This is a genomic window from Streptomyces sp. Tek67B01 (assembly GCF_055231995.1).
Genome location: NZ_JBUYUY010000001.1, coordinates 3136637 through 3160414, shown reverse-complemented (window position 1 = coordinate 3160414; position 23778 = coordinate 3136637). Strand labels below are relative to the sequence as shown.

Here is a 23778-nt window from a genome sequence, read left to right as displayed (position 1 = left end):
ATCGGGCGCTGCACCCCCCGCTATCTTCGCAGGGCTTCGGCCGGTTCGACGCGGGCCGCCCGCCAGGCGGGATAGAGCCCGGCCAGCAGTCCGGTGGCCAGCCCGGCGAGCGGGGCCGCGGCCACCGTCAGCGGGTGGACGACCGGCGTCCAGTCCCGGACGAGGGACACCCCGACCACCGTCAGCTCGCCGAGGGACGTTCCCACCAGGCCGCCGAGCGCCCCCAGCGCGGCGGACTCGACGAGGAACTGGGCCGCCACGTGCCGCCCGCGGGCCCCCAGCGCGCGGCGCAGTCCGATCTCCGAGGTCCGCTCCAACACGGCGACGAGCGTGGTGTTGGCGATGCCGACCGCCCCGATGACCAGGCAGATCCCGGCGAGCAGGAGGAAGAGCGCGCTCAGGTCGGAGGTGACGCCCGAACGCAGCGTGCGCGGGTCGGGAGGCGGTACGGCCTTCAGGTACTCGGGGTGGTCGGGGCGCAGCGCGAGCGGGGCGAGTTCGGCGACCTGGCGGGCGGCGCCGAGGTCGGTGGCGATCAGCATGGTCGCGCCGCCGGGCGCCGGCGGCCCCCACAGCTCCCGGGCGGTGGCCTGGGGCACGAGGACGGACAGCAGGTTCTCCGGCTTGCGTTCGACGTCGGCGATGACGCCCGCCACGGTGAAGGGCTCCTGGCCGATGTACAGCGCGGGGCGGGTGGCGAGGGTGGTGATGCCCAGACGTTCCGCGACGCCGCTGCCGATGAGCACCACGCGTTGGCGGCTCCGCTCGGCGAACTCGTCGTAGAGGCGGCCCTCCCGCAGGGTGGGCACCAGGGCGGCGACGGCGCCGGGGGAGGCGGCGACGACGGGGACCGCGGCTGCGGGGCCGCTCGCGCCGGAGCCGGGGGGCAGGGCGCCGATGGTGGTGGTCGAGTCCAGTCGTACGGTCCACAGCAGTCCGGCGTTGCGGATGCCCGCGACCTCGCGCAGCCGCCGGTCGGCGTCGGTGGGGAAGCCGGGGCCGGCGAACTCGTCCTGTCGGGCGGCGACGTCCTCGATGCTCACCTCGGTGGCGGTCAGGACGTTGAACCGGCCGTCGATCTGCGAGGAGATGGTGGCGGTGAGCCCGAGCACGGCCACGAAACTGCCGACGCCGAGCACGGTCCCGAGAGCGGTGAGCACTGCCCGCCCGGGGCGGCGCAGCATGCCGGCGACGGCCTCGGACAGGGCGTCCCGGACGGTCAACCGGGTCGGATCCACGCGGGAGTCGGCGCTCGATCCGGCCCTCGCCCCGGCGTGGTCGGCTGCACGCTCCCCCCTCACGTGCTCACCCGCTCGCGCAGCTCGCCGTCGCACACGGTGACCGTCCGGCGGCCCCGCGCGGCCACCTCGCCGTCATGGGTGATCACCATGACCGTCATCCCCGCCGTGTGCAGTTCGTCCAACAAGGTCAGTACGGAAGCCGCGTTGGCCGAGTCGAGGTTCCCCGTCGGCTCGTCGCACAGCAACAGCGACGGCCGCCCGACGAGGGCGCGGGCGATGGCCACCCGCTGGCGCTCGCCGCCTGACAGCCGGCGGGGCACCGCGCCCGCCCGATGACCGAGCCCGACTTGCCGCAGGGCCTCGCGGGCCCGGGTGAGGCGCTCGGAGCGGGGGACGGAGGTGTAGAGCATGGCCAGGGTGACGTTCTCCAGGGCGCTGCGGTGGGGCAGCAGGTGGAAGGCCTGGAAGACGAAGCCGATCCGGCGCCCGCGCAGGGCGGTACGGGCGCGGTCGGGCAGTCGGCCGGTGTCGATCCCGTCGAGGAGGTAGCGACCCGAGGTGGGGGCGTCGAGCAGCCCGGCGACGTTGAGGAAGGTGGACTTCCCCGACCCGGAGGGGCCGACGATGGTGAGGAACTCGCCGCGCCGCACGGTCAGGTCGGTAGGCCTCAGCGCCTCGACGGGAGGCGGCCCGGGGTAGGTGAGCGCCACCGCGCGGAACTCTATGACGGGCACTTCGATGACGGGCACCTCGGCGGGGGGCGCGTCCGCAGGGTCCAGGTCGGCGGGGGGCGCGTCGTCGACGGTCAGGTCGTCCGCGGGCGCGTCGTCGGCGGGGTGACGGCCGGGTGGCAACCTCATCGGGCCGTCCTGCCCGCCGACTTGGGCGCGGCGCCGATGACGACCCGGGCCCCGGCGGCGAGGGCGTCGGCCCGTACCGGGGTCACGGCGACGTAGCCGTCGCCGCCGGTGCCCGCCCGGACCTCGATACGGCGCTGCGTGCCGTCGGCGGCCACGGCGGTGACGACCGTACGACCGTCAGCGCCGGCGGACACGGCGGTGACGGGCACGACGAGGGCCGCCCCGTCGGTCGAGGCGGACTCGATGGTCAGCCGTACGTCCTGCCCGTTGAATGCGGCGGGCAGCGGCTGGTCGGCGCGGACCACCATCCGATGGCCGAGGTCCCCGCCGCCGTTCTTGCCCGCTGCCCCGCCCTGCCCGTCGCCCCGGTCGCCGCCCTGGCCGCCCGGATCGGGTTGCCGACCCGCCGGTTGGCCCGTCGAGCGCTCCGTGGCCACCAGCGCGACCCTGCCCCGTACGTCGGTCCCGGCGGTCTCGGAGGAGATCACCACGGCCATGCCGGCGCGCAGCAACTGCCGCCTTTCGTCCTTGAGGTAGGTCTCGATGACGAGTTCCCCGGCGGACAGCGTGAGCACCGCTCCGGACACGGGCGAGCCGACGCGCGCGCCGACGGCGCTGACGCGCGCCGGGAAGGCACCCAGGAACACCGCCTCGGCGGCGGGCAGCATCGGCCCGTCGGCGGCCTCGGCCGCGGCCAGCCGGGTCCGGGCGTCGGTGAGCGCCTCCCGGGCGCGCGCGAGCAACCGGGCGTCGCCGCCCGCGCCGGAGGGCGGGGCGGAGGGCTTCCCGGCGGGGGCCGGGGAGGCGGGCTTTGCGGCGGGGGCCGGGGAGGCGGGGGGTGTCGCCTGGCCACCCGTGTCCGCCTTGGGCTCCCTGGCGTCCTCAAGGGCCCACTCGGCCGACCGTACGGCCTCCCGCGCGGCCTTGAGGCCCTCGCCGCGGTCGGCCACGGCGGGCAGTGGGTCGTAGCCGATGGCGCGGTAGCGCGCGGCGAGGGCGGCCTTCGTACCGGCGCCGAAGACGCCCTTGGCGTCGGAGCCGGTGCCGTGCCCGAGGTCGCGCAGCGCCTGCTGCAACTGGGCCACGTCGTCGCCGGAGGCGCCGGGCTTCAAGTCGCGGTAGACGGGGAGGGTCCCCTTGAGGGTGAACACCGGCCGCCCGGACACCTCCGCAACCAACTGGCCGGCGTGGACCGCGTCCCCGGACCCCAGCGGCAGTTTCGTCACGACGGGCGCGCCCGTGCCGTCCCCGGTGCGGGGCTGCGGGGCCACGTCGACGCTCTGGTCGGCGACGACCGTCCCCCGCATCACGACGGTCTGCGCGAGCACCCGCCGTTCGACCTCGGCGGTCAGCGGACCCTGCGCGGGCGGCCCGGTCTCCGCGACCACCTGCGCGGGGGACTTCACCGAGGCGGTGGCCAACAGCCCGCCGATGGCCATCAGCGCGGCCCCGCCGACGACCCCGAGCACGATCCGCCGCCCCCGCCCGAGCCCGCCCGCGTCCGGCGCGTCCTGTGCCCCGGCCACGTCGCCCGGCCCCGCCTCGATCACGTCCCACACGGCTTTCCCCCACTCACTCGCCCACCAACCCCCACCCGCTCACCCGCCGAGCGCGCCGTCGCCTTGTCCCGAGAACGGATTTCCGTACCGACGAGTCCCATGGAAACCGGCCATTGCCGGCCGGAATATCCACGGGTACCGGAAATCGGACGGAGTCGGGGCTTCATTCCGTCGGGTCGCATCGGCGAGGCCGAATCCGTCTCGGCGCGCGGTTGCGCTCAGCGGTCCGAGCGGCACTTTCTCAACGCGTCGATGTGGTCGTACTTGAGTGCGGCCCACTGTTCGGGCGTGGCCTTGTTCGAGTCGATCTCGGCCGTGACCGGGTCCGGGTCCGGGTACCAGGCAATTCCCTGTGCCCGCAGGCAGGCGGCTTCCTTCCTGGCGGCGGCGAGAATCTCGGGGTCGGCCGGCTGGGGCTTCGGCGGTGGCGGCTGCATGGACCGGCAGGCCTGGTGAGCCGCCTCGTTCCACGGCTTCGTCTTGTCCTCGCGCGGCGCGCCGTAATCGGTGTGGACGATCGCCACGCCGTTCTTCTGCAAACAGTCGTAGTAGGCGACTTCCTCGGCGCTGGGCGGCGGGCTGTCGCTCGACTGGGGCTCCTTGTCACCGCCACCGCACCCCGTCACGGAAACGCACAGGAGAAGGATCGGGACCAGATATCGGACGTTCACTACGGGGTTCCCTCGCGGTGATGGAAATGGAATTCATGCATCCGCGTCAACGGTGCGGAAGGGTGCGCCGCCCGACAGTAGAAAGTTACGCAGGGGTAAACAAGACGCACATCGGCCAATCGACGTGACGGCCCATCAGCCGATTATGGCCTTGTTGGCGGACGCGAGCGGACCGTTGAATCCCCGCCGGGCGCAGCCTGCGAATCAGGACTGCCCCCGACATCCGGATTTTCACCCGAGGAGTGGGGTTCACGTGATGAGGGAAAACGTAATGCGCAAGCTGGCGTCGGGTTGTGTCGCCGCCGCTTCGGTGGGCGCCGTCGTGCTCGGTACCGCCGGCCCGGCGGCCGCGTGGGGAAGGGACGGTTCCCTGGAAAGCCAGGAATTCGGTCTTTTCTACTACCGGGGTCAAACGGGTTGTGTCTTCGACCTAGTGGTGACCGATATGAACTTCTCCGACGACAAGTACCAGGGGTCGTGCTCGGCCCAAGGGTCCGTGATCAACGACACCACCGAGTCCTATTGGAACCGGGACGTCTACGCCTGGCAGGTCGGCACCGACAAGGACATGGGCGGCAACGTCGGAGAGCTTCCGTCGGGCTACCGGGGCGACGCCTCCGACAAGTTCAGGAACAAGATCAGCTCCGCCAAGTACACCCTCCACGCGTAGTCCGGCAGAAGGAGCTCCACGCGATGCGCAGCGCCCGCAGTCGCCGGCCCGCCGGATCGACCACCGCCCTGACGGCCGTCCTCCTGTCGGCCGTGTTACTGGCCGGATGCGGCGGGGTCGGCGGCTCGGGCGCCGGCGAACCGGACCTCGGAGCCGTCGAGGTGAACCCGGCGACGGCCGCCCTGTCCTTGCCCATGGACGCGTACACGGACACCGAGGCCGAGCGCATCCGGATGGGCCAGGTGCAACAGACGCTGATCTCCCGCTGCATGGCCCGGTACGGGTTCGCCTACGAGGGCGTGAGGTCGGCCGGGTCTGCCGGCGGTGGGGCCGGGGACCGGCACCGGTACCTCTTCGGTCTGGCCGATCCGGCATTCGCGGCGGCCCACGGGTACGACGCGTCCGCCGGTGAGGGGACACCCCCCAAGCCCCCGGCCCCAGCGCTCAGCGACAGCGCGTACGTCGTCATGAACGGCGAACAACCCGGTTCCCGCGGCGGGACGATCCCCGACGCGAGGACGGAGGAGGAGGCCGCCGCGGTGGACAGTGGTCTGACGGTGGCCGGGCTGAAGGTGCCGGCCGGCGGATGCGCGCGGGAGGGGTACCGGAAGCTGTACGCCCCGGCCAAGGACAGCGTCGACCTGCTCTTCACGTTCGGGCTCGCCTCCGAGGCGCACGACCGCTCCCGGCAGGACTCCCGGGTCGTCACCGCGCTCCGGGAGTGGTCCACGTGCATGGACAAGTCCGGATACGGGGGGATCGCCGCGCCCTACGACGTCGTGGAGAAGCTGGGCCTCGGCGACGACAAGGGCGGTGCGAAGGCCGTCACCGCGGCCAAGGCCGATGTCGCCTGCAAGCGCGAGGTGAACCTCGTGGGCATCTGGGCCGCGGTCGAGAAGGCGTACCAGGAGCGCCTCGTGGAGGAGAACGCCGAGACCCTCGCCCTCTACAAGAAGCAGCGCGATGCCCGCTTCAAGTTGGCGGCCTCCCTCGCCTGACGCACCCTCGGGCAATGCCGACGAAAGCGGACATCGGTATGCGTAAGGGCCGGTACTCCAACCCGAGCGGGGGAGTACCGGCCCTCAGGCCTGGCGTGGGACGGCCGCGAAGGGCCTCCGCGGGCCCTGAGAGCGGCTCAGGAGGCCTGCGGGGCCCGTCGGGAGGCCCGGAGGACGCGTACGGCCTCCGTCGGGAGGCTCAGAGGACGCGGACGGCGCCCGTCGGCATGTCGTAGTCCAGGCTGCGCTCGACGATGCCCGTGTTGGGGTTCTGCGCGCCGACGAACCTGCCGCCACCGACGTACAGGGCGACGTGGTAGGCGCTGCCGCGGGAGCCCCAGTACAGGATGTCGCCCGGCTGCAGGTTGCCCAGCGACACCGAGGTGCCCTCGGAGGACTGGTCCTGGGAGGTGCGCGGCAGGGAGATGCCGGCCTGGCGGTAGGCGGCCTGGACGAGGCCGGAGCAGTCGTACGAGGACGGGCCGGTGCCGCCCATGACGTACGCCTTGCCGACCTGCCTGCGGGCGAAGTTGATGACGGCGGAGGCCGAACCGGTGGCCGGTGCGGTGACGGTGCCCTCGCCGTCGTCGGCGGAGACGCCGGCGGACGCGGAGGCGGTCTGGAGGGTCGAGCGGGCGGAGCCGCGGGTGGCGCGCGCGGCCTCGGCCTTGCGGTCCGCCTCCTCCTTCGCCTGCTTCTCGGCCTTCTGACGGGCGTCTTCCTTGGCCTGCTTGGCCTCGGCGGCGGCGCCGCTGCGGGCGCTCTCCTCCTGGGCGTTCAGCTCGCCGGAGACGGCCGCCTCGACGGCTGCGACACGGGTGTTCTCGGCCGCGGTGGTGACCGCGGAGGCGACGTCGGCGGTCAGGTCCAGGCTGAGGACCGGCATTTCGAGCGTCGTCTCGGCCACGGGCTCGGGGGACGGGGACGCGCTCGCGGTGCCGGCCATGGCGAGGGTGCTGAGGACGCCACCGGCAACTCCGGCGCGGACCGCGAGCTTCGATGCGCTGCGGCGGGGCTTCCGGTGGCTGGGTATGTGAGCGGTGTGGGACATGGGACAACCGCTATCAGGGCGCAGCGGTTGGCTTCAAGAAACGTGGTGTGCGCCACAGTTGCGCGCGAGGCGGGTTAACCGGGCGCGCCGCGCGGCATATTGACGCCGTAACGGGCGAATCGGACACGCCTTCACAAGCCTGTGATCATGGGCTTTCTCTATTAAGTCCGAATTGATCCGCGCCTACCATTCCTCCCGACAGATGGCCAAGCCCCCTTTCGGCGGTCCGGATTCCGAGTGGCGCAGGTCACAGTTACCTACCGCTGTGCGGGTGCTGTGGCCGGTCCGTGACCGGGCTGTGAGCTTCCCGTGGGCTTGGTGGGCGGATGTGCGGTTCGCGCGCCCCCGTGATCTTCCGTTCGCGAGCGCCGTGATCTTCCCCGCCGCCCCCCGTGGCACCCCGGTGACCCCACGCGTCCACTCCGGTCCACGCTGTCTCCCCCGCGCGGGGGACGCGATTTCCCATAGCACCGGGTCCGCCCAGTGGCCAATTTGCCTGCAATGGCCATCATTTGATAGTGCAACCCCGCTCCGACCTGGGGCGACGGGGGTGGATGTCACCTTTGGTAACCATGTGGATGCCTTGCGTATGAAGATCACCGCTCATCGGACTTCATGATCCTTCGTCGGGTGGTGGAGATCACAAACTCGTTGTTGTAACCCGTGTCGCAGATCACAGATCGGCAGGCATAAGATGCGCAGCAGTCCGGCTTGTGAACTGCCTCACATGAGCAAGATCTTCGCGAGGCGGGGCTCTTGGCGCCGGCACAGCGGTCCAACGGTCAAGGACGACTGGAAGGAGCGAGGAGCGTGAATGCGTACGCACCCATCCTCGTGCTCGGCGCCCTCGGCGCAGGGTTTGCGATCTTCTCCGTGGTCATGGCCACGCTGATCGGCCCAAAACGGTACAACCGGGCGAAGCTCGAAGCGTACGAGTGCGGCATCGAGCCCACTCCGACGCCGGCCGGCGGCGGTCGCTTCCCCATCAAGTACTACCTGACGGCGATGCTCTTCATCGTCTTCGACATCGAGATCGTCTTCCTCTACCCCTGGGCCGTCACCTTCGACTCCCTGGGGATCTTCGGGCTCGTCGAGATGCTGCTCTTCGTGCTCACCGTCTTCGTCGCCTACGCCTACGTCTGGCGCCGCGGCGGCCTGGAATGGGACTGAGGGGCTGAATTTTCCATGGGACTGGAAGAGAAGCTGCCGAGCGGCTTCCTGCTGACCACCGTCGAACAGGCCGCGGGCTGGGTGCGCAAGTCATCCGTCTTCCCGGCCACCTTCGGCCTGGCCTGCTGCGCCATCGAGATGATGACCACCGGAGCGGGCCGCTACGACCTCGCCCGCTTCGGCATGGAGGTCTTCCGCGGCTCCCCGCGCCAGGCCGACCTGATGATCGTGGCCGGCCGGGTCAGCCAGAAGATGGCGCCGGTGCTGCGGCAGGTGTACGACCAGATGCCCGCCCCCAAGTGGGTCATCTCCATGGGCGTCTGCGCCTCTTCGGGCGGCATGTTCAACAACTACGCGATCGTCCAGGGCGTCGACCACATCGTGCCCGTGGACATCTACCTCCCCGGCTGCCCTCCGCGCCCCGAGATGCTGATGGACGCGATCCTCAAGCTCCACCAGAAGATCCAGGGCTCCAAGCTCGGCGTGAACCGGGAAGAGGCGGCGCGCGAGGCGGAGGAGGCGGCCCTCAAGGCCCTCCCCACCATCGAGATGAAGGGGCTCCTGCGGTGAGCGACGACCCCGCCGTGGACAACGGCAACAACGTTCCCGCTCCCCGGGGCACGGCCGGCCCCGAGGTGATCGGCGTCCGCAAGGGCATGTTCGGCGCGAACAACGGCGGCGACACCACCGGCTACGGCGGTCTGGTGCGCGCCGTGGCGCTGCCCGGGGCGACGAGCCGTCCCTACGGTTCGTACTTCGACGAGGTCGCCGACGAACTCGAAGGCGCCCTGGAGGAACAGGACCTCGTCCCCGAGAACGCCATCGAGAAGACGGTGGTCGACCGGGGCGAGCTCACCTTCCACATCGCCCGCGAGCACCTCGTCCGGGTGGCCTCCACCCTGCGCGACGACCCGGCGCTGCGCTTCGAGCTCTGTACCGGCGTCTCGGGCGTGCACTTCCCGAAGGACAAGGGACGCGAGCTGCACGCGGTCTACCACCTGCGGTCGCTCACCCACGGCCGGGTGCTGCGCCTGGAGGTCTCGGTCCCCGACAGCGACCCGCACGTCCCGTCGCTCGTCTCCGTCTACCCGACCAACGACTGGCACGAGCGCGAGACGTACGACTTCTTCGGCCTGGTCTTCGACGGGCACCCCGCCCTCACGCGGATCATGATGCCGGACGACTGGCAGGGGTTCCCGCAGCGCAAGGACTACCCGCTCGGCGGCATCCCCGTCGAGTACAAGGGCGCCCAGATCCCGGCTCCCGACCAGCGGAGGTCGTACAGCTGATGAACACCCCGAACACTTCGCGGCAGGCGTCCGCCCGCGAGACGACCGAGGGCACCGTCTACACCGTCACCGGCGGCGACTGGGACGAGGTCGTACGGTCGGCGGCCCGCGCGGACGACGAGCGGATCGTCGTCAACATGGGCCCGCAGCACCCGTCCACCCACGGCGTGCTCCGGCTGATCCTGGAGATCGACGGCGAGACGGTCACCGAGGCCCGCTGCGGCATCGGATACCTGCACACCGGCATCGAGAAGAACCTCGAATTCCGGAACTGGACGCAGGGCACCACCTTCGTGACGCGCATGGACTACCTGACGCCGTTCTTCAACGAGACGGCGTACTGCCTGGGCGTCGAGAAGCTGCTGGGAATCACCGACCAGATCCCGGACCGCGCCACCGTCATCCGCGTCCTGCTGATGGAGCTCAACCGGCTCTCCTCCCACCTGGTGTGCATCGCCACCGGCGGCATGGAGCTGGGCGCGACCACGATCATGATCTACGGCTTCCGCGACCGCGAGCTGATCCTCGACATCTTCGAGCTGATCACCGGCCTGCGCATGAACCACGCGTTCGTCCGCCCCGGCGGCCTCGCCCAGGACCTGCCCCCGGGCGCCGTCGACCAGCTGCGCGACTTCGTCAAGACCATGAGGAAGAACCTGCCGGAGTACGACAAGCTCGCCACCGGCAACCCCATCTTCAAGGCCCGCATGCAGGACGTCGGCCACCTCGACCTGACCGGCTGCATGGCCCTGGGCGCCACCGGCCCGATCCTGCGTTCCGCCGGACTGCCGCACGACCTGCGAAAGTCGGACCCATACTGCGGCTACGAGGACTACGAGTTCGACGTCCCGACCGCCGAGAGCTGCGACTCCTACGGGCGCTTCCTGATCCGCCTGGAGGAGATGCGCCAGTCGCTGCGGATCGTCGAACAGTGCCTGGAGCGGCTGGAGCCGGGCCCGGTGATGGTCGCCGACAAGAAGATCGCCTGGCCCGCGCAGCTGGCGATGGGCCCCGACGGCCTCGGCAACTCGCTGGACCACATCCGCACCATCATGGGCACCTCGATGGAGGCCCTCATCCACCACTTCAAGCTGGTGACCGAGGGCTTCCGCGTCCCCGCCGGGCAGGCCTACGCGGCCGTCGAGTCGCCCAAGGGCGAACTCGGCGTCCACGTCGTCTCCGACGGTGGCACTCGCCCCTACCGGGTCCACTTCCGTGACCCGTCCTTCACCAACCTCCAGGCCATGGCGGCGATGTGCGAGGGCGGCCAGGTCGCCGACGTCATCGTCGCCGTCGCCTCCATCGACCCCGTGATGGGAGGCGTCGACCGATGACAGACGTGTCGTTGGGCATGCCCCAGCTCCCGGCCCCCGACTACCCGGCGGAGGTCCGCGAGAGGCTGGCGGCCGACGCCGCCCAAGTCATCGCCCGCTACCCCGACAGCCGCTCCGCGCTGCTGCCCCTGCTGCACCTGGTGCAGTCGGAGGAAGGTCACGTCACGCGCACCGGCATGCGGTTCTGCGCCGAGACGCTGGGCCTGACCACCGCCGAGGTGACGGCCGTCGCCACCTTCTACACGATGTACCGGCGCAAGCCATCCGGCGACTACCAGGTGGGCGTCTGCACGAACACCTTGTGCGCGGTGATGGGCGGCGACGCCATCTTCGACGAGCTCAAGGAGCACCTGGGCGTCGGGAACAACGAGACCACCCCCGACGGCAAGGTCACGCTCGAACACATCGAGTGCAACGCGGCCTGTGACTACGCGCCGGTGGTGATGGTCAACTGGGAGTTCTTCGACAACCAGACCCCCGACTCCGCGAAGGCGCTGGTGGACGACCTGCTGGCCGGCCGGCAGGTCGTGCCGACGCGGGGCGCGCCGCTGTGCACGTACAAGGAGACCGCCCGCATCCTGGCCGGGTTCCCGGACGAGCGCGAGGGCGCTGTGGAGGCGGGCGGCGGAGCGGGCCCCGCCTCGCTGATCGGCCTGCGCATCGCCCGCGGCGAGTCCCCGCACACCCCGATCGTCCACCCGCGCGGCGAAGCGCGCGGCGACGCCGGCACCGAGGGAGGGGAGTGATGTCCGTGTCTTCCGAACTGGGCAACGGGGGCTCCCGGCCGGAGGCCGGCGGCGGCACCAGCCCGGAGAAGCTCCTCGCACCCGTCCTGTCGGCGTTCTGGGACGAGCCCGAGTCGTGGACGCTGGAGACCTACCGGCGGCACGAGGGCTACGAGGGCCTGCGCAAGGCGCTCGCGATGACCCCGGACGACCTCATCGCGTACGTGAAGGACTCCGGTCTGCGCGGACGCGGCGGCGCGGGGTTCCCCACCGGAATGAAGTGGCAGTTCATCCCGCAGGGCGACGGAAAGCCGCACTACCTCGTCGTGAACGCGGACGAGTCGGAACCGGGAACCTGCAAGGACATCCCCCTCCTCTTCGCCAACCCCCACTCCCTCATCGAGGGAATGATCATCGCGTGCTACGCGATCCGGTCGGAGCACGCCTTCATCTACCTGCGCGGCGAGGTCGTGCCGGTCCTGCGGCGCCTGCACGAGGCGGTGCGCGAGGCGTACGAGGCCGGATACCTCGGGGAGAACATCCTCGGGAGCGGGCTGAAGCTCGACATCACGGTGCACGCGGGAGCGGGCGCGTACATCTGCGGTGAGGAGACGGCGCTCCTCGACTCCCTCGAAGGCCGGCGCGGTCAGCCCCGGCTGCGTCCTCCCTTCCCCGCTGTGGAGGGCCTCTACGCGTGCCCCACTGTCGTCAATAACGTCGAGTCCATCGCCTCGGTTCCCGCGATCCTGAACAAGGGCAAGGACTGGTTCAAGGCGATGGGGACCGAGAAGTCCCCCGGCTTCACGCTGTATTCGCTCTCCGGGCACGTCGCCGGGCCCGGCCAGTACGAGGCCCCGCTCGGCATCACCCTGCGCCAGCTCCTCGACATGAGCGGCGGGATGCGCCCCGGGCACCGGCTGAAGTTCTGGACCCCCGGCGGCTCCTCCACCCCGATGTTCACCGACGAACACCTCGACGTCCCGCTCGACTACGAGGGCGTCGGCGCGGCGGGCTCGATGCTCGGCACCAAGGCGCTCCAGTGCTTCGACGAGACCACCTGCGTGGTCCGCGCGGTGACCCGGTGGACCGAGTTCTACGCCCACGAGTCCTGCGGCAAGTGCACGCCGTGCCGGGAGGGCACGTACTGGCTGGTGCAACTGCTGCGCGACATCGAGGCCGGCAAGGGCGTGATGAGCGACCTCGACAAGCTGAACGACATCGCCGACAACATCAACGGCAAGTCGTTCTGCGCCCTCGGCGACGGCGCCGCCAGCCCGATCTTCTCCTCGCTCACGTACTTCCGCGCGGAGTACGAGCAGCACATCACGGGCAAGGGCTGCCCCTTCGACCCCAAGAAGTCGACCCTCTGGGCTGACACGGAGGTGAACGCATGACCGTCACCACTAACGCCCCGGCGGGCGGCGGCGGGGCGGCGGTTCCGCCCGAGGACCTGATCTCGCTGACCATCGACGGCATCGAACTGTCCGTTCCCAAGGGGACGCTGGTCATCCGGGCCGCGGAACAGCTCGGGATCGAGATCCCCCGGTTCTGTGACCACCCGCTCCTCGACCCCGTCGGCGCCTGCCGCCAGTGCATCGTCGAGGTGGAGGGCCAGCGCAAGCCGATGGCCTCCTGCACGATCACCTGCACCGACGGCATGGTCGTCAAGACGCAGCTGACGTCGCAGGTCGCCGACAAGGCCCAGCGCGGGGTGATGGAGCTCCTGCTCATCAACCACCCGCTGGACTGCCCGGTCTGCGACAAGGGCGGCGAGTGCCCGCTGCAGAACCAGGCCCTCTCCCACGGGAACGCCGAATCGCGTTTCGAGGGCAAGAAGCGGACGTACGAGAAGCCGGTCGCGATCTCCACGCAGGTGCTGCTGGACCGCGAGCGGTGCGTGCTGTGCGCGCGCTGCACCCGCTTCTCCACCCAGGTCGCGGGCGACCCGATGATCGAGCTGCTGGAACGCGGCGCCCTCCAGCAGGTCGGCACCGGCGAGGGCGACCCGTTCGAGTCCTACTTCTCCGGCAACACCATCCAGATCTGCCCGGTCGGCGCCCTCACCTCGGCCGAGTACCGATTCCGCGCCCGCCCCTTCGACCTCGTCTCCTCCCCGAGCGTGTGCGAGCACTGCGCGGGCGGCTGCGCGACCCGGACCGACCACCGGCGCGGGAAGGTGCTGCGCCGGCTGGCCGCCGAGGACCCCGAGGTCAACGAGGAGTGGATCTGCGACAAGGGCCGCTTCGCGTTCCGCTACGCGCAGCGCCCCGACCGCCTCACCGGCCCGCTGGTGCGCGGCTCCGACGGGGTGCTCGCCCCGGCGAGCTGGCCCGAGGCACTGGAGGCCGCCGCGAACGGGCTGGCCGCCGCGCGCGGGCGGGCCGGGGTGCTGACGGGCGGCCGGCTCACCGCCGAGGACGCCTACGCGTACGCCAAGTTCGCCCGCGTGGTGCTGGACACCAACGACATCGACTTCCGGGCGCGGGTGCACAGCGCCGAGGAGGCCGAGTTCCTGGCCGCCACCGTCGCCGGGACCGGCAAGGACCTCTCGGGCGGCGGAGTGACGTACTCCTCCCTGGAGGCCGCGCCCGCCGTGCTGCTGGCCGGCATCGAGTCCGAGGAGGAGGCGCCCGGGGTCTTCCTGCGGCTGCGCAAGGCCCACCGCAAGCACAAGCAGCGGACCTTCGGCCTCGCCCCGTTCGCCACCCGCGGCCTGGAGAAGACGGGCGGCACCCTGCTGGCCGCCGCCCCCGGAACCGAACCCGACTGGCTGAACGCGCTGGCCTCGCGGAGCGGCCTGGAGCAGGGCGGCCACGCCGCCGCCGAAGCGCTGCGCGAGCCCGGCGCCGTCATCGTCGTCGGCGAGCGCCTGGCCGGGGTGCCGGGAGCGCTGACCGCCGCCGTGCGGGCGGCCGCCGCGACCGGCGCGCACTTGGTGTGGATCCCGCGCCGGGCGGGGGAGCGGGCCGCGGTGGAGGCGGGCGCGCTTCCGTCGCTGCTGCCCGGCGCCCGCCCGGCCACCGACCCGCGGGCCCGCGAGGAGGTCGCCGCGGTCTGGGGGCTGGACGAACTCCCGCACCGCTATGGCCGCGACACGGGCCAGATCGTCGAGGCGGCCGCCGGACGCGAACTGTCCGCGCTGCTCGTCGCGGGCGTCGAGGTGAACGACCTGCCCGACCCGGCCCGCGCCCGACTCGCGCTCCAGGAGGCGTTCGTGGTCTCCCTGGAGCTGCGGCCCGGTGAGGTCACCGACCACGCCGACGTGGTGTTCCCCGTCGCCGCCGTGGCCGAGAAGGCGGGCGCGTTCATCAACTGGGAGGGCCGGGTGCGGCCCTTCGAGGCGGCGCTCAAGCCCGACCAGATGACCCGCCGGCTCGCCCCCGCCGACCACCGCGTGCTGCACATGCTGGCCGACGCGGCGGACCGGCCGATCGGACTGGCCGACGTACACGCCGTACGGCGGGAACTCGACCGGCTCGGACCGTGGACCGGGGAGCGCGCCGCCGAGCAGAGGGCGGACTCCGCGGCACTGCCCAGGCCCGGCGCGGGAGAGGCGGTCCTCGCCGGTCACCGGCTGCTGCTGGACCAAGGCCGGTTGCAGGACGGCGACGCCGCCCTGGCCGGCACCCGGCACGAGGCGAGCGCCCGTCTTTCGGCCGCCACGGCCGCCGAGTCGGGCGTCAAGGACGGGGACGTCCTCGCGGTCACCGGCCCGGCCGGGACCGTGGAACTGCCGCTGCGGATCACGCGGATGCCCGACCGGGTGGTCTGGCTGCCGCTGAACTCCACCGGCTCCGGCGTCCTCGCCGACACCGGCGCCCGCCCGGGCGCCCTCGTACGCATCGGCCCGGCGGTCGCGGCCGGCGCGGGCGACAGCACCGCGGAGGTGGACGCGTGAATCCGGTACAGCTCGCCGCGGAGGACCTGTCCCTCTTCGGCAGGGACGTCTGGTGGCTCGTCGTCGTCAAGGCGGTGTTCTGCTTCGCCTTCCTGATGGTGACCGTGCTCTTCTCCATCGTCTGGGAGCGCAAGGTCGTCGCCTGGATGCAGCTGCGCATCGGCCCCAACCGGCACGGCCCCTGGGGCATGCTCCAGTCGCTCGCCGACGGCGTGAAGCTCATGCTCAAGGAAGACGTCATCGTCAAGCGGGCCGACAAGGTCGTGTACGTCCTGGCCCCGATCATCGCGGCGATCCCGGCCTTCATGGCCATCGCGGTGATCCCCTTCGGGCCCTCCGGCAATGAGGTCTCGATCTTCGGCCAGCGCACCACGATGCAGCTGACGGACCTGCCCATCGCGATGCTGTACGTCCTCGCGGTGGCCTCGGTCGGGATCTACGGCATCGTCCTCGCCGGCTGGTCCTCGGGCTCCACGTACCCGCTGCTCGGGGGCTTGCGTTCCTGCGCGCAGATGATCTCCTACGAGATCGCGATGGGCGCGGCGTTCGCCTCGGTGTTCCTCTACTCCGGATCGATGTCGACCTCGAAGATCGTGGAGGCGCAGGCGGACCGCTGGTACATCGTCCTACTGCCGGTCTCCTTCATCATCTACGTGATCACGATGGTCGGGGAGACGAACCGCGCCCCCTTCGACATGCCGGAGTCCGAAGGCGACCTGGTCGGCGGCTTCAACACCGAGTACTCCTCCATCAAGTTCGCGCTGTTCATGCTGGCCGAGTACGTCAACATGGTCACCGTCTCGGCGGTCTCCGTCACCCTCTTCCTCGGCGGCTGGCGGGCCCCCGCGCCGATCTCGACGTACTGGGAGGGCGCGAACCACGGCTGGTGGCCGATGCTCTGGTTCGTCATCAAGGTCCAGTTGCTGCTGTTCTTCTTCATCTGGCTGCGCGGCACGCTCCCGCGCGTGCGCTACGACCAGCTGATGAAGCTCGGCTGGAAGATCCTCATCCCCGTCTCCGTGGTGTGGCTGATGCTGGTCGCCACCGTCCGGGCGCTGCGAAACGAGAACTACGACTTCCAGCAGATCGTGCTCTACGTCGGCGGCGCGGTCATCGCCGTACTGCTCCTGTCCTTCATCGCCGACCTGTTCCGGCACAAGCGGGAGGAGCAGGCCCGGGGCGCGGCCGGCGGCGCGGCGGACGAACCCTTCGACCCGATGGCGGGCGGATACCCCGTACCCCCCAAGCCCGGCCAGCGGCCCGAACCCGTACCGCGCAGGCGGCCTCGCGGGCAGCGGGAGCTGATTGTCAGTGGCGGGGCGAATACTGACAGTGACCGAGAGGAGGGTGGTGAGAATGTCTGACGCCGAGAACGAGAAGTGGCAGAACCCGGTGGCCGGCTTCGGCGTGACCTTCAAGGCCATGTTCAAGAAGCGCCTCACCGAGCAGTACCCGGAGCAGCACAAGACCACCGCGCCCCGCTTCCACGGGCGGCACCAGCTCAACCGCCATCCCGACGGTCTGGAGAAGTGCATCGGGTGCGAGCTGTGTGCCTGGGCCTGTCCGGCCGACGCGATCTACGTGGAGGGCGCGGACAACACCGAGGAGGAGCGCTACTCCCCGGGTGAGCGGTACGGCGCGGTCTACCAGATCAACTACGCCCGCTGCATCCTGTGCGGGCTGTGCGTCGAGGCGTGCCCCACCCGGGCGCTGACGATGACGAACGAGTTCGAACTGGCCGACTCCAGCCGCGCGTCGCTGATCTACACCAAGGAACAGTTGCTGGTGGGGCTGACCGAGGGCATGGTCGAGGCGCCGCACGAGATGTACCCGGGCACCGACGACCAGGACTACTACCGAGGTCTGGTGACGGGCGCGGCGCCGGGGACCGCCCGGCAGGTCGCGAGCTCCAGGGGCGAGGTCGCCGAAGGCACCGGGCAGGACGCGGCCGAGGGGGTGGGGGCATGAGCGCGATCGCCGCGGCGGCCTCGGCCACCTCGACGGGTGAGGCCGTCCAGTTCTGGGTCCTCGGCACGGTCGCCGTCATCGGCGCGCTGTGCACGATCTTGATGAAGAAGGCCGTGCACAGCGCGCTGTGCCTGGCCGGGACGATGATCATCCTGGCGGTGTTCTACCTCGCCAACGGGGCTTACTTCCTGGGCGTCGTCCAAGTCGTGGTCTACACCGGCGCGATCATGATGCTGTTCCTCTTCGTCGTCATGCTCGTCGGCGTCACCGCCGCCGACTCGCTCACCGAGACCCTCAAGGGGCAGCGCTGGCTGGCCGCCCTGTGCGGGCTGGGCTTCGGCGTCCTGCTGATCGCCGGTATCGCCAACGCCAAGCTCACCCACTTCAACGGCCTGGGCCGGGTCAACTCCGCCGGGCACGTCGAGGGACTCGCCGAACTGATCTTCACCCGCTACATCTTCGCCTTCGAGATCACCGGCGCCCTGCTGATCACGGCGGCCGTCGGCGCGATGGTGCTGACCCACCGCGAGCGCACCGAGCGGGCCGCCACCCAGCGCGAACTCGCCGAGCGGCGCGTGCGCGAGGGCGTCCAACTCCCGCCGCTGCCCGCCCCCGGCGTCTACGCCCGGCACAACGCGGTGGACATCGCCGGCCTGCTGCCGGACGGCACCCCGTCCGAGCTGACCGTCAACAAGACGCTGCGGGCCCGCGGACAGGTCCGCGACGTGTCGAGCGAGGCGCTGGAAGACCTGAAGGCGCTGGAGCAGAAGTCGGCGGAGCGCCTCGGCCGAGAGGAAGCCGCGAAGTGAACCCGGTCAACTACCTGTACCTGGCGGCGCTGCTGTTCACCATCGGCGCTGCCGGCGTACTCATCCGCAAGAACGCGATCGTGCTGTTCATGTGCGTGGAGCTGATGCTCAACGCCTGCAATCTCGCCTTCGTCACCTTCTCCCGGATGCACGGCAACCTCGACGGTCAGATCATCGCGTTCTTCACGATGGTCGTCGCCGCCGCGGAGGTCGTGGTGGGCCTCGCGATCATCGTGTCGCTGTTCCGTACCCGCCACTCGGCCTCGGTCGACGACGCCAGCCTGATGAAGCTGTAAGGGGCCTTCACAGTGGAGAATCTGATTGCGCTGCTGGTGGCGGCGCCCCTGCTCGGAGCGGCGGTGCTGCTGTGCGGCGGCCGTCGCCTCGACAAGGCCGGCCACTGGCTCGGCACCCTCCTCGCCGCCGCCTCCTTCGGCATCGGCGTGGCCCTGTTCGCCGACATGCTGGGGCGCGGCGCCGACGACCGTGCCATGCACCAGCGGCTGTACAGCTGGATTCCGGTGGAGGGCTTCCAGGCCGACGTCGGCTTCCAGCTCGACCAGCTGTCGATGACCTTCGTCCTGCTGATCACCGGCGTCGGCACCCTCATCCACATCTACTCGATCGGGTACATGGAGCACGACGAGCGGCGCCGCCGCTTCTTCGGCTACCTCAACCTGTTCCTCGCGGCGATGCTGCTCCTCGTCCTCGCCGACAACTACCTGCTGCTGTACGTCGGCTGGGAGGGCGTGGGCCTGGCCTCGTACCTGCTCATCGGCTTCTGGCAGCACAAGCCCAGCGCGGCCACCGCCGCGAAGAAGGCCTTCCTGGTCAACCGGGTCGGCGACATGGGCCTGTCGATCGCGATCATGCTGATGTTCACCACCTTCGGGACGTTGGCCTTCGGGCCGGTGTTCGGCGCGGTGGGCGGCGCGTCCGAGGGGAAGCTGACGGCGATCGCCCTGATGCTGCTGCTGGCCGCCTGCGGCAAGTCGGCGCAGGTGCCGCTCCAGTCCTGGCTCGGTGACGCCATGGAGGGCCCGACCCCGGTCTCGGCCCTGATCCACGCGGCGACCATGGTCACCGCCGGCGTGTACCTGATCACCCGGTCCGGGGCGATCTTCAACGCCGCGCCGGACGCGCAGACAGCGGTCGTCGTGGTCGGAGCGGTGACGCTGCTCTTCGGTGCGATCGTCGGTTGCGCGAAGGACGACATCAAGAAGGCCCTCGCCGGCTCCACGATGTCGCAGATCGGCTACATGATCCTGGCGGCCGGTCTCGGCCCCATCGGATACGTCTTCGCGATCATGCACCTGGTGACGCACGGCTTCTTCAAGGCGGGTCTCTTCCTCGGCGCCGGTTCCGTGATGCACGGGATGAACGACGAGGTGGACATGCGCAAGTACGGCGGCCTGCGCACGTACATGCCGATCACCTTCGTCACCTTCGGCCTCGGTTACCTCGCCATCATCGGCTTCCCGGGCCTGTCGGGCTTCTGGTCCAAGGACAAGATCATCGAAGCGGCCTTCGCGAAGGGCGGCACCGAGGGCTGGATCCTCGGCGGGGTGGCCCTGCTGGGCGCCGCGATCACCGCCTTCTACATGACCCGCGTGATGCTCCTGACGTTCTTCGGAGAGAAGCGCTGGCAGCCGGCGCCCGACGCGGACGCCGTACCCAGCGCCGAACCCGCGGCCGAACACCAGGCCGGGCAGCTGCCGCACCCGCACGAATCCCCGAAGACCATGACCCTGCCGATGATCGTGCTGGCCTTCGGATCGGTCTTCGCCGGCGGCCTGTTCAGCATCAACGAGGCGTTCGTGAAGTGGCTGGAGCCCGTGACCTCCTTCGAGCACGGGAACCCGCCCCTGGGCGCCGGGGCGATCACCGCCTCCACCATCGTGGTCCTGCTGATCGGCGTGGGCCTCGCGTACATGCAGTACGGCCGAAAGCCCGTCCCCCTGGTCGCCCCCCGGGGGAGCCTGCTCACCCGGGCGGCCCGACGCGACCTGCTCCAGGACGACTTCAACCACGTCGTGCTGGTGCGCGGCGGGGAGCACCTGACCCGCTCCCTGGTGTACGTCGACCACAGCCTGGTCGACGGGGTGGTCAACGGGACGGCCGCCTCGGTCGGCGGACTGTCGGGCCGGCTGCGCAAGCTGCAGAACGGCTACGCCCGCAGCTACGCGGTCTCGATGTTCGGGGGCACGGCGATCCTCATCGCCGCGACCCTGCTGATGAGGGCGGTGTGAGATGAGTTTCCCGCTTCTGACGGTGACAGCGGTCGTGCCCGCGGTCGGCGCGATCCTGACGGCGGCCGTCCCGGCCGCCCGCCGGGGCGCCGCCAAGTGGCTCGCGCTGCTCGTCTCCCTGGCGACCCTGGCGTTGGCCGCGCTCGTCGCGGTCCGCTTCGAGCCCGGTGGCGCCCGCTACCAGCTCACCGAATCCCACGCCTGGATCTCCGACTTCGGGGTCCGCTACGAGTTGGGCGTGGACGGGATCGGGGTGGCGCTGATCGCGCTCACGGCCGTGCTGATGCCCTTCATCATCCTGGCCGGGTGGCACGACGCCGACCCCCTGGAGACCGCGAGCCGACGCTGGCGGCCGACCCAGGGCTTCTTCGCCCTGATCCTGCTTGTCGAGGCGATGGTGATCATCTCCTTCGAGGCCACCGACGTCTTCCTCTTCTACGTCTTCTTCGAAGCCATGCTCATCCCGATGTACTTCCTCATCGGCGGCTTCGGCGACCGGGCGACGTCCTCCCGATCGGCAGCCGGCGCGGCGGGCGGGGCCGATGAGAACGCGGCCGCGCAGCGCTCGTACGCGGCGGTCAAGTTCCTGCTCTACAACCTCGCCGGCGGCCTGATCATGCTGGCCGCCGTCATCGGCCTCTACGTGGTCGCGGGCAACTTCTCCCTCCAGGAGATCACCGCCGCCCGAGCCGCGGGCACCCTCGACATGGCGACCAGCACCGAACGGCTGTTGTTCCTCGGCTTCTTCTTCGCCTTCGCGGTGAAGGCCCCGCTGTGGCCGCTGCACACCTGGCTGCCGAACGCGATGGGCGAGGCCACCGCCCCGGTCGCCGTACTGATCACCGCGGTCGTCGACAAGGTCGGCACCTTCGCGATGCTCCGCTTCTGCCTCGGCCTGTTCCCCGAGGCGAGCAAGTGGGCCACGCCGGTGATCCTCGTCCTGGCCCTCGTCAGCATCGTCTACGGGGCGCTGCTCGCCGTCGGCCAGCGGGACATCAAGCGGCTGGTCGCCTACGCCTCGATCTCGCACTTCGGCTTCATCATCATGGGCATCTTCGCGATGACCACCCAAGGGCAGTCGGGCGCGACGCTGTACATGGTCAACCACGGGATCTCGACGGCGGCGCTGATGCTGGTCGCCGGCTTCCTGATCTCGCGGCGCGGCTCGCGGCTCATCGCCGACTACGGCGGCGTGCAGAAGGTCGCCCCGGTCCTCGCCGGGACCTTCCTCATCGGCGGTCTCGCGACGCTGTCCCTGCCGGGTCTCGCCCCGTTCGTCAGCGAGTTCCTGGTCCTGGTCGGCACCTTCACCAGGTACCCGGTCGTCGGCATCATCGCCACCTTCGGCATCGTGCTGGCCGCGCTGTACACCCTGGTGCTCTACCAGCGCACGATGACCGGCCCCGTGAAGGAAGAGGTCCGCGCGATGCCGGACCTGCGCCTGCGGGAGATCCTGGTGGTCGCCCCGCTGATCGCGCTGCTGATCGGGTTGGGCGTGTACCCGAAGCCGCTGACCGAGATCGTCAACCCGGCGGTGAAGCACACCATGTCGGATGTGAAGCAGACGGACCCCAAGCCCGAGGTCGCCGTCCAAGCGAAGAACGGGGAGGCGGCGAAGTGAGCACGCTGACTGCTGCCCAGGGCCTGCTGACACTGGCGGCCGCGGACCCGGCCACCAAGATCCCGGCCCCGCACATCGAATACGCGCAGCTCGCGCCCACGCTCATCGTGGTGGGAGCGGCGGTCCTCGGCGTCCTCGTCGAGGCCTTCGTGGCGCGCAAGCACCGCTACTACGTCCAGGTGTTCCTCGCGGTCGCCGCGCTGGCCGCGGCCTTCGCGGCGGTCGTCGGCCTCGCGGCCGGCGGGTACGGGAACTCCAAGGCGCACATCGCGGCCATGGGCGCGATCGCCGTGGACGGCCCGGCGCTGTTCCTGCAAGGCACCATCCTGCTGTCCTCGATCGTCGCCGTCTTCACCTTCGCGGAGCGGCGACTGGACCCGGTGGCCCACGGCAAGAGGGTCGACTCCTTCGCCGCGCAGGCGGCGTCGGTCCCCGGCAGCGACAGCGAGAAGGCGGCCGTCAAGGCCGGTTTCACCACCACAGAGGTCTTCCCGCTGGCCCTCTTCGCGATCTCCGGCATGTTGATCTTCCCGGCGGCCGACGACCTGCTGACGCTGTTCATCGCGCTGGAGGTCTTCTCCCTCCCGCTGTACCTGCTCTGCGCCCTCGCCCGCCGCCAGCGGCTGATGTCGCAGGAGGCAGCGATCAAGTACTTCCTGCTCGGGGCGTTCTCGTCGGCGTTCCTGCTCTTCGGCATCGCGCTGATCTACGGCTACGCCGGCTCCGTCTCGTACGCGGTGATCGCGGACGTGGCGGAAGGCACGGTCTCGAAGATCGACCCGGCCCTCGCCTCCACCATGGGCAATGACGCGCTGCTGCTCATCGGCGGCGCACTGATCCTCATGGGCCTGCTGTTCAAGGTCGGCGCCGTTCCCTTCCACATGTGGACGCCAGACGTCTACCAGGGCGCTCCGACCCCGGTCACCGGCTTCATGGCGGCGGCCACCAAGGTCGCGGCCTTCGGCGCGCTGCTGCGCCTGCTGTACGTGGTGCTCCCGGGCCTGCGGTGGGACTGGCGGCCGGTGATGTGGGGCGTCGCGATCGTCACGATGCTGGCGGGCGCGGTGATCGCCGTGACCCAGACCGACGTCAAGCGGCTGCTCGCGTACTCCTCGATCGCGCACGCCGGTTTCATCCTGGCCGGTGTGATCGCCACCTCCGCCGAGGGCGTCAAGTCGGTCCTCTTCTACCTGGGTGCGTACTCCTTCGTGACGATCGGCGCGTTCGCCGTGGTCACGCTGGTGCGGGACGCGGGCGGCGAGGCCACCCACCTGTCGAAGTGGGCGGGGCTGGGCCGTCGTTCGCCGCTGACCGCGGCGGTCTTCGCGGTCTTCCTGCTGGCCTTCGCGGGCATCCCGCTCACGTCCGGTTTCGCCGGCAAGTTCGCCGTGTTCAAGGCGGCGGCGGAGGGTGGCGCCGGGGCGCTGGTCGTGGTCGGTGTGATCTCGTCCGCGATCGCCGCGTTCTTCTACATCCGGGTGATCGTGCTGATGTTCTTCAGCGAGCCGAAGGCCGACGGCCCGACGGTGGCGGTGCCGTCGCCGCTGACCATGACCACGATCGCGGTCGGCGTGGCGGTGACACTGGTCCTGGGTGTGGCGCCGCAGTACTTCCTGGACCTGGCGGGTCACGCGAGCACGTTCGTCCGTTGACGCCCGCGCGGAC

At 70.6% G+C, this 23778-nt stretch carries 21 protein-coding genes; 16 read left to right on the top strand and 5 right to left on the bottom strand.

Annotated features, from left to right (window positions below; translation table 11 throughout):
- Nucleotides 1-20 precede the first annotated feature (20 nt).
- The 4 genes from ACV7NM_RS14080 to ACV7NM_RS14065 form a co-directional block, all read right to left on the bottom strand.
- Nucleotides 21-1301 carry an ABC transporter permease gene (locus ACV7NM_RS14080; protein WP_463410598.1) on the bottom strand — a complete coding sequence of 427 codons (1281 nt, stop codon included), beginning with the start codon at nt 1299-1301 and terminating at the stop codon, nt 21-23.
- Nucleotides 1298-2101 (bottom strand): ABC transporter ATP-binding protein, encoded by an 804-nt coding sequence (locus ACV7NM_RS14075; RefSeq protein WP_463410597.1) that lies wholly within the window; start codon nt 2099-2101, stop codon nt 1298-1300. Before ACV7NM_RS14075 ends, ACV7NM_RS14080 begins: the two co-directional genes overlap by 4 nt.
- Nucleotides 2098-3660 (bottom strand): efflux RND transporter periplasmic adaptor subunit, encoded by a 1563-nt coding sequence (locus ACV7NM_RS14070; protein ID WP_463410596.1) that lies wholly within the window; start codon nt 3658-3660, stop codon nt 2098-2100. Before ACV7NM_RS14070 ends, ACV7NM_RS14075 begins: the two co-directional genes overlap by 4 nt.
- A gap of 218 nt (nt 3661-3878) precedes the next feature.
- Nucleotides 3879-4331, bottom strand: a complete 453-nt coding sequence (locus ACV7NM_RS14065) for a hypothetical protein (protein WP_463410595.1) — start codon at nt 4329-4331, stop codon at nt 3879-3881.
- Between the two features lie 256 nt (nt 4332-4587).
- Between ACV7NM_RS14065 and ACV7NM_RS14060 the strand changes: the two genes are divergently transcribed.
- Both ACV7NM_RS14060 and ACV7NM_RS14055 read left to right on the top strand, forming a co-directional pair.
- Nucleotides 4588-5001: a hypothetical protein gene (locus ACV7NM_RS14060; RefSeq protein WP_463410594.1), complete on the top strand. Its 414-nt coding sequence runs from the start codon at nt 4588-4590 to the stop codon at nt 4999-5001.
- A gap of 23 nt (nt 5002-5024) precedes the next feature.
- On the top strand, nt 5025-5999 hold the full coding sequence (locus tag ACV7NM_RS14055) for a hypothetical protein (RefSeq protein WP_463410593.1): 975 nt from the start codon (nt 5025-5027) through the stop codon (nt 5997-5999).
- A gap of 199 nt (nt 6000-6198) precedes the next feature.
- Here the strand turns inward: ACV7NM_RS14055 and ACV7NM_RS14050 are convergent, their stop codons facing one another.
- Nucleotides 6199-7050: a C40 family peptidase gene (locus ACV7NM_RS14050; RefSeq protein ID WP_463410592.1), complete on the bottom strand. Its 852-nt coding sequence runs from the start codon at nt 7048-7050 to the stop codon at nt 6199-6201.
- 810 nt (nt 7051-7860) lie between these two features.
- On the opposite strand from ACV7NM_RS14050, the gene ACV7NM_RS14045 reads away from it, so the two are divergent.
- Genes ACV7NM_RS14045 through nuoN form a run of 14 tightly spaced genes read left to right on the top strand, consistent with a single transcriptional unit; the run spans nt 7861 to nt 23765 of the window.
- Complete coding sequence (locus tag ACV7NM_RS14045) at nt 7861-8220, top strand: NADH-quinone oxidoreductase subunit A (protein ID WP_030379754.1); 360 nt, start codon at nt 7861-7863, stop codon at nt 8218-8220.
- Nucleotides 8221-8235: 15 nt separating this feature from the next.
- Nucleotides 8236-8790: a NuoB/complex I 20 kDa subunit family protein gene (locus ACV7NM_RS14040; RefSeq protein WP_007265818.1), complete on the top strand. Its 555-nt coding sequence runs from the start codon at nt 8236-8238 to the stop codon at nt 8788-8790.
- Nucleotides 8787-9509, top strand: coding sequence for an NADH-quinone oxidoreductase subunit C (locus ACV7NM_RS14035; RefSeq protein ID WP_463410591.1), 723 nt, complete (start codon nt 8787-8789; stop codon nt 9507-9509). The genes ACV7NM_RS14040 and ACV7NM_RS14035 overlap by 4 nt, the downstream gene beginning before the upstream one ends.
- Nucleotides 9509-10843, top strand: coding sequence for an NADH-quinone oxidoreductase subunit D (locus tag ACV7NM_RS14030; protein WP_463410590.1), 1335 nt, complete (start codon nt 9509-9511; stop codon nt 10841-10843). The genes ACV7NM_RS14035 and ACV7NM_RS14030 overlap by 1 nt, the downstream gene beginning before the upstream one ends.
- Nucleotides 10840-11589: an NADH-quinone oxidoreductase subunit NuoE gene (gene nuoE / locus ACV7NM_RS14025; RefSeq protein ID WP_463410589.1), complete on the top strand. Its 750-nt coding sequence runs from the start codon at nt 10840-10842 to the stop codon at nt 11587-11589. Before ACV7NM_RS14030 ends, nuoE begins: the two co-directional genes overlap by 4 nt.
- Complete coding sequence (gene nuoF / locus ACV7NM_RS14020) at nt 11589-12962, top strand: NADH-quinone oxidoreductase subunit NuoF (protein ID WP_463410588.1); 1374 nt, start codon at nt 11589-11591, stop codon at nt 12960-12962. Before nuoE ends, nuoF begins: the two co-directional genes overlap by 1 nt.
- Nucleotides 12959-15466, top strand: coding sequence for an NADH-quinone oxidoreductase subunit G (locus ACV7NM_RS14015; protein ID WP_463410587.1), 2508 nt, complete (start codon nt 12959-12961; stop codon nt 15464-15466). Before nuoF ends, ACV7NM_RS14015 begins: the two co-directional genes overlap by 4 nt.
- Nucleotides 15463-16830 (top strand): NADH-quinone oxidoreductase subunit NuoH, encoded by a 1368-nt coding sequence (gene nuoH / locus ACV7NM_RS14010; protein WP_463410586.1) that lies wholly within the window; start codon nt 15463-15465, stop codon nt 16828-16830. Before ACV7NM_RS14015 ends, nuoH begins: the two co-directional genes overlap by 4 nt.
- Nucleotides 16823-17434: an NADH-quinone oxidoreductase subunit NuoI gene (gene nuoI, locus ACV7NM_RS14005; RefSeq protein WP_463410585.1), complete on the top strand. Its 612-nt coding sequence runs from the start codon at nt 16823-16825 to the stop codon at nt 17432-17434. The genes nuoH and nuoI overlap by 8 nt, the downstream gene beginning before the upstream one ends.
- Entirely contained in the window at nt 17431-18243 is an 813-nt protein-coding gene (locus ACV7NM_RS14000; protein WP_463410584.1) for an NADH-quinone oxidoreductase subunit J, read from the top strand. The genes nuoI and ACV7NM_RS14000 overlap by 4 nt, the downstream gene beginning before the upstream one ends.
- A complete protein-coding gene (gene nuoK / locus ACV7NM_RS13995; RefSeq protein ID WP_007265827.1) occupies nt 18240-18539 on the top strand; it encodes an NADH-quinone oxidoreductase subunit NuoK in 300 nt (99 codons plus the stop codon). Before ACV7NM_RS14000 ends, nuoK begins: the two co-directional genes overlap by 4 nt.
- 12 nt (nt 18540-18551) lie before the next feature.
- On the top strand, nt 18552-20492 hold the full coding sequence (nuoL, locus tag ACV7NM_RS13990) for an NADH-quinone oxidoreductase subunit L (protein WP_463410583.1): 1941 nt from the start codon (nt 18552-18554) through the stop codon (nt 20490-20492).
- A gap of 1 nt (nt 20493) precedes the next feature.
- A complete protein-coding gene (locus ACV7NM_RS13985) occupies nt 20494-22113 on the top strand; it encodes an NADH-quinone oxidoreductase subunit M (protein WP_463410582.1) in 1620 nt (539 codons plus the stop codon).
- Between the two features lie 5 nt (nt 22114-22118).
- Complete coding sequence (gene nuoN / locus ACV7NM_RS13980; RefSeq protein WP_463413939.1) at nt 22119-23765, top strand: NADH-quinone oxidoreductase subunit NuoN; 1647 nt, start codon at nt 22119-22121, stop codon at nt 23763-23765.
- The last annotated feature ends 13 nt before the right edge of the window (nt 23766-23778 follow it).